Origin of the sequence: Rhodoblastus sp., assembly GCF_019449565.1 — a bacterium.
Lineage (GTDB): Bacteria > Pseudomonadota > Alphaproteobacteria > Rhizobiales > Beijerinckiaceae > Rhodoblastus.
Map to the genome: position 1 here is coordinate 1 of NZ_JAGRPM010000071.1, position 8,469 is coordinate 8,469.

The following is an 8,469-nucleotide window of genomic DNA, read 5'->3' on the forward strand; positions in this document are numbered from 1 at the left end:
CAAGGTGGTGGCGCCGGAGCTTTACATCGCGGTGGGGATTTCCGGCGCGATCCAGCATCTGGCGGGCATGAAGGACTCCAAGGTCATCGTCGCCATCAACAAGGACGAAGAGGCCCCGATCTTCCAGGTCGCCGATTACGGACTCGTGGCGGATCTCTACGCCGCCCTGCCGGAGATTCAGAACGAGCTGGGCAAGATCGGACGTTAGAATTTTGGTTCCGTGTGATCGACGCGGCAGGGATGTGCAGCCCGGCCGCGTCAACAGCGAAAACCAGTCGAATAAAAGCGAGACAGCATGAACTCGGATCTCGATACGGACACCGCCTCCGCGCACAAAATCTTCCAGTCCTATGACGGCATGGAGGGTGTGGCGGCCGGGCCGATCGAGCCGTCAGTTCAGCCCCATCTTGCGGAATGGCGCGCATTTTTTCACAGGACATATCCCGGCCTGCTGGTCGCGGCCACGATCGCCTTGGCGGCCACGTGGCTGGCGCAACAATATCGCTCTCCGGTAATGTTGTTCGCCCTTCTTTTCGGGATGACCTTTCACTTCCTGTATGAGGAAGGCCGCTGCGTCGCAGGGATCGAGTTCTCATCGAAGGCGGTGCTGCGCGTCGGAGTGGCCTTGCTCGGGGCGCGCATCACGGCGCATCAAATTCTCCAGCTTGGCGCCATGCCAATCGCGACCGTAGTCGTGGCTATCATCACCACGATCGCCCTCGGCGCCGTCGTCGCCCAGAGGCTCGGCCTCGGTCGCTCCTTCGGCGTGCTGTCCGGCGGCGCGGTCGGCATTTGCGGGGCTTCGGCCGCCCTGGCGATCGCGTCGGTTTTGCCGCGCACGCCCGAAAGCGAAAGAGACACCATTTTGACGGTGGTGACAGTGACGCTGCTGTCCACCATCGCCATGATCATTTATCCCCTGTTTGTGTCGGCGCTTGGCTTCGATCATGTTCACGCCGGCATTTTCCTTGGCGGCACCATCCATGACGTGGCCCAGGTTGTGGGCGCGGGCTATTCGATCTCGCCTGAGACCGGGGACGTCGCGACCTATGTCAAGCTGCTGCGCGTCAGCATGCTGCTGCCCGTGGTTTTCACCATTGCGTTCGTGGTCAGTCGCCAAGCGGCGGGCGGCCAGCGCAGCGCGAAGGTGAAGTTTCCGCTTTTTCTGGTCGGCTTTGCCGTCCTCGTGGCACTGAACAGCTTGGAACTGTTGCCCAAAGTGACGACGGATTTGGCCAATGACGTCTCTCGCTGGTGCCTCGTCACGGCGATCGCGGCGCTGGGCATGAAGACGTCCTTCAAGGACCTTGCGGCGGTCGGCTGGAAGCCGATTGCCTTGATGGTGTTGGAGACAGCCTGGATTGCGGGCCTTACGGCTCTCGCCGTGTTATTCGCCTGAAATCTGTGGGATGCCGGACTTGCTGAGGAGAATTGCCTGCAATTGCTGGCGAACTCGTCTTAGTCGCTCGTGACGATGGGTTGCGCGATAAGCGGAAGCTCGGTGGCCTTTGTTTCAGCGCTCCGGTCTTTTGCGACTTAAGATCCGGCACAAGGCTCTTGCGCGTCCTATCTAATTTCATAAGCTTCGTGCAACTTTGAAAGCCTCGAAGGGACCTACCGATGAGCGGAACAGATTTCGGTATGTGGCGGCCCATCGCGACAGCGCCAAGGGACGGCTCGCGGCTTCTCGTGGTCATTCGCCCCTCGGAGCAAGGGGCGGGCGAAGTCGATGTCGTCAAATGGGGACGTCCAAAGCATTCGAGCGACGACTGCTGGATCGCGGTGGATTCGGATGCGGAATGCCAGTTTGTCTACACTGATTCGGAGTTGGTGTTCTGGATGCCGCTGCCGACGAATTTTCCGACGCGCCGCGCTGCTCTTTTGGATGCCGATTTGCCAGAGCCTCCCTTCCTGAGCGAGGACGGCGGATCGGGGATTTAGCCAAGCCGTCGCGCATTGGTCGCGCGCCAACCGAGTACAATCGTCGCGGAAAGCGAGACTTACCACGTTGTGGAAGCGGGCCACGCTGACCGATGCTGTCGGTCAGTTTATGATGGTCGGACGGGGCCGAAGCAGAAGCGCGATAACGCGGCATCGGTTCGGCGCCTTCAATTTTCGCAAAATGGCGCTGACATGCGTTTTCGCTATTGGCTCGGAAACTCTTGCCGCGAGAAACGCTGCGTCGCAGAGACGGGCGGCAGCGCCGAGGCCCATCTCCGCGATCATGCCGCCTCCACAATCATCGAAATACCCTGGCCGCCGCCGATGCATTGGGTGGCGAGACCATAGCGTCCGCCGTCGCGCTTGAGCAGCATCGAGGCCTTGCCGACGAGGCGGCCGCCGGTGCCGCCGAGCGGATGGCCGAGCGCGATGGCGCCGCCGTCGCGGTTGAGTCGGGCGGGGTCGATGTCGAGATCGGCGCAGCAGGCGAGCACCTGGGCGGCGAAGGCCTCGTTCATCTCGATCACGTCGAGATCGGAACCTTTGAGTCCGGCGCGGGAAAGCGCCTTGCGGGTGGATTCCACCGGGCCGATGCCCATGATTTCCGGCGCGCAGCCGGCGACGGCGAAGCTCTTGATCCGCGCCAGCGGCGTCAGGTCATGCCGCTTCACGAAGCTTTCGGAAGCGACGAGAACCGCCGAAGCGCCGTCGGTCAGAGGCGAGGAATTGCCCGCCGTGACGCTGCCACCGTCGAGGAAGGCGGGCTTCAGTCCGCCGAGTTTTTCGAGGCTGGAGTCCGGGCGGATCAGGCCATCGTGCTCGACGCCGTTGACCGCCACGATTTCCGCCGCGAGGCGGCCGTCGGCGCGGGCCGCCGCCGCCTTGTGGTGCGAGTTCATCGCATAGGCGTCCTGCGTCGCGCGGTCGAGCTTGTAGCGCTCCGTCAAGGTTTCGGCGGTCAGCCCCATGTTGAGGAAGGCGCGCGCCGTCGTCTCGGGCCAGCTCGGATTAGGCTGGGGGTTGAACCCCAGCATCGGCACGCGCGACATGCTTTCGACGCCGGCGGCGACGATCGCCTCGCCCGCGCCCATGGCGATGGCGCCCGCGGCGATCTGAATGGCGTTGAGCGAGGAGCCGCACCAGCGATTGACCGTGGCGCCGCCGACGCTTTGCGGCAGGCCGGCGAGCAGGCCGACGACGCGGCCGAGATTGAGCCCTTGTTCGCCCTCCGGGAAGGCGCAGCCAAGAATCAGATCCTCGATCTCGGCTGGATCGAATGTCGTCCGCGCGATCAGCGCCTTGACGACGGTCGCCGCCAGATCGTCCGGCCGCGTTCCCGCCAGCGCCCCCTTATAGGCCTGGGTGAAGGGCGAACGGGCATAGTCCACGATGTAGATGCCGGTCATCTTTTGGTTCCTCGATGAATATCGTTGCCGCTTTCGCTCACTGCAGAAGTGAGGGGGGCGGCACGAACGGGTTCAGAGCAAAGCGACGTCAAAGCCGAGAGTCGTGTCCGATCCCTCGGTCATGGCGACGAAGTAAGCCCGCTCCAATGGCAAAATGTGCCGGGCGTAATGGCGGGCCAGCGTGACTTTCGAACCATGGAAGCCGGTGGGATCGCCCTCGGCGGCGGCCTTCTCCTGTGCCGAAAGCGCCAGTCTGGCGATCAGCCAGCCGCCGGTCACCGTGCCGAACAGGTTGAGCAGCGGCACGGCGCCCGCCGCCGTCACGGCGGGGTCGGTCTCGTGTTTCGCTAGGACAAAGGCGATGGCCTGTTCGAGATGATCGAAGCCTTCCGCAAGACCCTCCGCCAGCGGCGCCAGAGGGCCGTCGAGACGGGGCAGGATTTCGCGCATCTCGGCGACAAAGCTCTTCGCGGTCACGCCCTTGTCGCGGGCGATCTTTCGGCCGACGAGGTCGTTGGCCTGAATGCCGGTGGTGCCTTCGTAGATGGTGGTGATGCGGGCGTCGCGCAGGTGCTGCGCAGCGCCGGTCTCTTCGATGAAGCCGACGCCGCCGTGGACCTGAATCCCTTCCGAGGCGACGAGCTGGCCGTTTTCCGTGCACCAGCCCTTGGCGACGGGGGTGAGCAGATCGGCGATGGCGGCGGCGCGTTTCGCCGTTTCGCCGGAAGCGGCGTGCGCCACGTCCATCTGGCCGGCGACGTAATAGACCATGGCCCGCATGGCGTCGATGCGCGCCTTCATGTCGAGCAGCATGCGCTTGACGTCGGGATGATGGACGATGGGCGCGCCGGCGGACTGCCCGAGGGGGCGGCTCTGCACGCGGTCGAGGGCGTAATCGCGCGCCTGCTGGTACGCGCGCTCGGCAATGGCCACGCCCTGCAACCCGACATTGATGCGGGCGTGGTTCATCATCGTGAACATATATTCGAGGCCGCGATTGGCCTCGCCGACGAGATAGCCCGTCGCGCCGCCCTTGTCGCCGAACGACATCACCGCGGTCGGGCTGCCGTGAATGCCGAGCTTGTGCTCGATCGAGGAACAGACGAGATCGTTGCGCGCGCCGAGGCTTCCATCTTCATTGACCAGGAACTTCGGCACGACAAACAGCGAAATGCCTTTCACGCCGGGCGGCGCGTCGGGCAGGCGGGCCAAGACCAGATGGATGATGTTTTCCGCGACGTCATGCTCGCCCCAGGTGATGAAAATCTTCGTGCCGGTGATGCGATAGGCGTCGCCTTCGGGGACGGCGCGCGTGCGGATAGCGGCGAGGTCGGAGCCGGCCTGCGGCTCGGTCAGGTTCATCGTGCCGGTCCACTCGCCGGAAATCATCTTCGGCAGATAGGCCGCCTTCAGATCGTCGCTGGCGTGGCTTTCGATCGCCATCACGGCGCCGAGAGTCAGCATGTGGCAGAGCGACCACGCCAGATTGGCGCTGGCCCAGAGTTCGACGACCGGCAGCGACACGACATGTGGCATGCCCTGGCCACCGAAGTCCGGATTGGCGCCGAGCGCGCCCCAGCCGTTGTCCACGAAGTCGCGATAGGCGCCAGCGACGCCCGGGGCCGTGGTGACGACACCGTCGGCCCATTTGTTGCCCTGGCGATCGCCGATGACATTGAGCGGCGCGATGGCGCCGGCGGCGAATTTGCCCGCTTCCTCGACGATGGTTTCGACGAGGTCGGGCGTGGCTTCGGCATGGCCGGGCAGGGCGAGGACGCCGGGCAGGTCGCCGATTTCATTCATGACGAACAGCAGGTCGCGGACGGGAGGCGTAAAGGCGGTCATGGGTTCAATCCGGTTTGGGAGTTTTTCAAGATGATGGATTTCGGGCGTCAGGCTTCTTCATAGACTTCGCGCAAGGCGCGCTTGTTGAGCTTGCCGACGCTGGTCTTGATCAACGATTCAACGAAGACGATGTCGTGGGGGACGCCGAATTTTGAGATGATGCCGCGGTCGGCGAAGGTCTTGACGAAGGCCTTCAGATCATCCGCCGCCAGCGTCTGATCGCGGTCCGATTTCAGCACCACCAGCGCCTTGGGGCGTTCGCCCCATTTGGCGTCCTTGACGCCAATCACCGCGACTTCGCTGACGTCGGGGTGCTGCGAGATGATGTCCTCGATCTCCAGCGACGACACCCATTCGCCGCCGGTCTTGATCACGTCCTTCAGCCGGTCGGTGACCTGCACGTAGCCTTTAGTGTCGATGACCCCGATGTCGTTGGTGTGCAGATAGCCGCCCGCCCAGAGCGCCTCGGAGGCCTCGGAATTTTTGAGATAGCCTTGCGTCAGCCAGGGCGCGCGCACGACGATCTCGCCGGCCGCCTTGCCGTCATGGGCGACGTCCTTCATGTCCGGATCGACGATGCGCAGATCGACCAGCGGAATCGGCAGGCCGGTCTTGACCCGCAAATTGACGGCCTTGTCATCCGGGCTGGTGAGCAGGTCCGTCTTGACATGGGAAAGGGTGAGGATCGGGCAGGTTTCGGACATGCCGTAGCCAGCGAAAACGTCGACGCCGCGATTAATCGCCGCTTCGGCGAGGCCTGTCGGCAGGGCCGAGCCGCCAATGATGATCTTCCAGCCGTTCAGGTCGTAATCGTCGATTTTCGGATGCGTGAGCATCATGTGCAGAATGGTCGGCACGCAATGGGAGAAGGTCACGCCTTCGCGCGCCCTGAGTTCAAGCAGGCCTTCGGGGGAATAGCGGCCGGGATAGACCTGCTTGAGCCCCGCCATCGTCGCCGCATAGGGAAAGCCCCAGGCGTGGACATGGAACATCGGCGTGATCGGCATGTAGACGTCGTCGCGATGGAGACGGCCCTGCGCCGGCGCCAGGGCCAGCGCCGCCGTTTCGGCCAGGGTGTGCAGCACGAGCTGACGGTGGCTGAAATAGACGCCTTTCGGCAGGCCGGTGGTGCCCGTGGTGTAAAAGGTCGTCGCGCGCGTATTCTCGTCGAAATCGGGGAAGTCATAGTCGGGCGAGCCGGAGAGCAGGAGCACCTCATATTCGCATTCCATCGGAACGGCGGCCTGTTCAGCATGCGGCGCGTCGGAAATCAGGACGAACTTCTCGATCGTCTCGATCCGGTCCTTGAAGCTTTCGATGAGCGGCAGAAATTCGGCGTTCACCAGCAGCACCTTCGGGCCGGCGTGGTTCAAGGTGTAGAGGATCTGCTCGGGGTTGAGCCGCACATTCACCGTCTGCAGCACAGCGCCCATCATCGGCACGGCGAAGAAGCATTCGAGATAGCGGTGGCTGTCCCAGTCCATCATCGCCACGGTGTCGCCGGGCTTGACGCCAAGTTTGGAAAGGCCGCTGGCCAGCTGGCCGATGCGATCGCGCATCTCGCGATAAGTGTGGCGCGCCAGGTCGCGATAGACGATTTCCTGATCGGGCGCCGTCGCGAGCGGCGTATGCAACAACTGCTTGATCAGCAGGGGGTATTCATAGGCGTTGCCGGCGCGCTCGATAATATTGGATGACATTCAACGTTCCTCCCAAACCTGCTTGACCCATGTCCCTTTGGGCGCGTCGATGCGCCGATTCCGGGATCTGGCTGTTTCCTGTTTCGCGTTGGAGGGCTGGCGTTCGAACGGGCTGTCGGACGAGCCGCCCTTTGGCTCGTCCCCGCCCGGTCCCGACGAATGAATGTCGCGTTTCCTGCCCACGTCGGCGCTGTCTGCGCTTTTGTGACTATGTTAGACTGCCGCGCGCGCCTGACAATTTGCGTGGCGAGGCCAATCTATTGGCCTCGCCGGACCAGGCGTTGGATTGGTGTTGTGGATGGGCGGCCGCACGACCTCATCGGCGTGGATTCAAGGGATCGTCGAGATGCTTGGCGACGTCGGGCTGGATGTCGCCGCCGTCCTGGCCCAGGCCGGCGTTGATCCGGCGCTGATGGCCAATCCCGACAATCGCGCGCCGACGGAACTGGTGAGCCGCCTGTGGCGCGCGGCGGCGGAATATTCTGGCAATCCCGCCATCGGACTGCTCAGCCCGCATGTGCCCAAGCCCGGCAATTTCGACATTGTCGGCTACGCGATGTTGACCAGTCCGAACTTACGCGTCGCGATTGAAAATTTCGCGCGCCATTTGCGGCTGGTCAGCGACGCCGCCTCGATCGAGCTCGATTTCAAGGACGCGTCGGTCACGCTGCATTTGCGGCTGTTCGGCGGGCGTGAACCCATCCCCCGGCAAAGGATGGAATTCGATCTTTTGACCCTGCTGACATTCTGCCGCTGGGTCGCGGGAAAGCCGATCAGGCCGCTCGGAGTTTATCTGGTCTGGCCGGCGCCCGCGGAAATCGCGCCTTTCGAAATCGCCTTCCAATGCCCGCTGCATTTCGAGGCTGATTTCAACGGCATCGAATTCGCGCGCGCCGATATCGACACAAAGCTGCCGGGCTTTAATCCCGGATTGGCCGGTGTGCATGAAGGGCTTGTACAACAACGGCTTGCTGCCTTCGATGGCGCAAGCGTCAGCGTGAAGATCCGCGAGGAAATCACGCGCCGGCTGGCCGGCGGCGAACCGCGCCGGGAAGAGATCGCGCGTGCGCTCCATCTCAGCGACCGGACGCTGACGCGGCGTCTCAACGACGAGGGAACGTCCTTTCAGAAGTTGCTCGACGAGACGCGCTGCGATCTGGCGCAGAATTATCTGGCAAGGCCGAATATGACCTTGGCCGAAGTCGCCTATTTGCTTGGCTTCGCCGATCAGAGCGCGTTCTTCCGCGCCTGCAAGCGCTGGTTCGATTCTTCGCCCGGTCAATACCGCGCTCGTCTGGGCGGGGCGGGAGCGAGCAGGGCGCCGAGCCTGCAACGCGTTTGATCGCGCGCCCTGGAGGCGTGGGGGCCGTCTTCAGGCGGTCCCCATCAGTCGGATCAGGGCGTAGCTGATCGCGATCAGCGTCAGTAGCGAAAGGGTGACGGCGATCGTGGCCCGGCCGCCGACGCGCCGCAGGTTGCCCAAATCGACTTCAAGGCCAAGCGCCGCCATCGACAGGACGGTCAAGATCGTCGCGAAACGCTCGATGACGGGCAGGACGGCTTCCGGAATCAGGCCC

7 protein-coding genes and 1 pseudogene are annotated in these 8,469 nt (G+C 63.5%); 4 read left to right on the forward strand and 4 right to left on the reverse strand.

The features are described 5' to 3' along the window. The 3 genes from QZ409_RS16300 to QZ409_RS16310 form a co-directional block, all read left to right on the forward strand. The coding region (locus QZ409_RS16300; protein ID WP_296713397.1) for an FAD-binding protein at positions 1 to 208 on the forward strand (208 nt) is incomplete at its 5' end. Between the two features lie 87 nt (positions 209 to 295). Further along, the gene (locus QZ409_RS16305) at positions 296 to 1,399 is read left to right on the forward strand and encodes a YeiH family protein (RefSeq protein WP_296713399.1); all 1,104 of its coding nucleotides are present in this window, start codon (positions 296 to 298) and stop codon (positions 1,397 to 1,399) included. A gap of 221 nt (positions 1,400 to 1,620) precedes the next feature. Continuing rightward, positions 1,621 to 1,941 carry a hypothetical protein gene (locus QZ409_RS16310; RefSeq protein WP_296713401.1) on the forward strand — a complete coding sequence of 107 codons (321 nt, stop codon included), beginning with the start codon at positions 1,621 to 1,623 and terminating at the stop codon, positions 1,939 to 1,941. A 281-nt stretch (positions 1,942 to 2,222) separates the two neighbouring features. Here QZ409_RS16310 and QZ409_RS16315 read toward each other — a convergent pair whose 3' ends face one another. From QZ409_RS16315 to QZ409_RS16325, 3 genes are all read right to left on the reverse strand, one after another. Then, positions 2,223 to 3,347: a thiolase family protein gene (locus QZ409_RS16315; protein WP_296713403.1), complete on the reverse strand. Its 1,125-nt coding sequence runs from the start codon at positions 3,345 to 3,347 to the stop codon at positions 2,223 to 2,225. A gap of 72 nt (positions 3,348 to 3,419) precedes the next feature. Next, on the reverse strand, positions 3,420 to 5,192 hold the full coding sequence (locus QZ409_RS16320; RefSeq protein ID WP_296713404.1) for an acyl-CoA dehydrogenase: 1,773 nt from the start codon (positions 5,190 to 5,192) through the stop codon (positions 3,420 to 3,422). A 47-nt stretch (positions 5,193 to 5,239) separates the two neighbouring features. Next, positions 5,240 to 6,892 carry a fatty acid--CoA ligase gene (locus QZ409_RS16325; RefSeq protein ID WP_296713406.1) on the reverse strand — a complete coding sequence of 551 codons (1,653 nt, stop codon included), beginning with the start codon at positions 6,890 to 6,892 and terminating at the stop codon, positions 5,240 to 5,242. Between the two features lie 346 nt (positions 6,893 to 7,238). On the opposite strand from QZ409_RS16325, the gene QZ409_RS16330 reads away from it, so the two are divergent. Next, entirely contained in the window at positions 7,239 to 8,234 is a 996-nt protein-coding gene (locus QZ409_RS16330) for an AraC family transcriptional regulator (RefSeq protein ID WP_296713407.1), read from the forward strand. A gap of 30 nt (positions 8,235 to 8,264) precedes the next feature. On the opposite strand, the pseudogene QZ409_RS16335 reads toward QZ409_RS16330, so the two are convergent. Further along, positions 8,265 to 8,469, reverse strand: a pseudogene (locus QZ409_RS16335) (putative sulfate exporter family transporter); the annotation flags it as partial.

Excerpts from the sequence above, each read along its gene's own strand:
- QZ409_RS16325 (WP_296713406.1), bottom strand. The coding sequence starts at position 6,892 with ATGTCATCCAATATTATCGAGCGCGCCGGCAACGCCTATGAATACCCC.
- QZ409_RS16305 (WP_296713399.1), top strand. The coding sequence starts at position 296 with ATGAACTCGGATCTCGATACGGACACCGCCTCCGCGCACAAAATCTTC.
- QZ409_RS16320 (WP_296713404.1), bottom strand. The coding sequence starts at position 5,192 with ATGACCGCCTTTACGCCTCCCGTCCGCGACCTGCTGTTCGTCATGAAT.
- QZ409_RS16330 (WP_296713407.1), top strand. The coding sequence starts at position 7,239 with ATGCTTGGCGACGTCGGGCTGGATGTCGCCGCCGTCCTGGCCCAGGCC.
- QZ409_RS16315 (WP_296713403.1), bottom strand. The coding sequence starts at position 3,347 with ATGACCGGCATCTACATCGTGGACTATGCCCGTTCGCCCTTCACCCAG.
- QZ409_RS16310 (WP_296713401.1), top strand. The coding sequence starts at position 1,621 with ATGAGCGGAACAGATTTCGGTATGTGGCGGCCCATCGCGACAGCGCCA.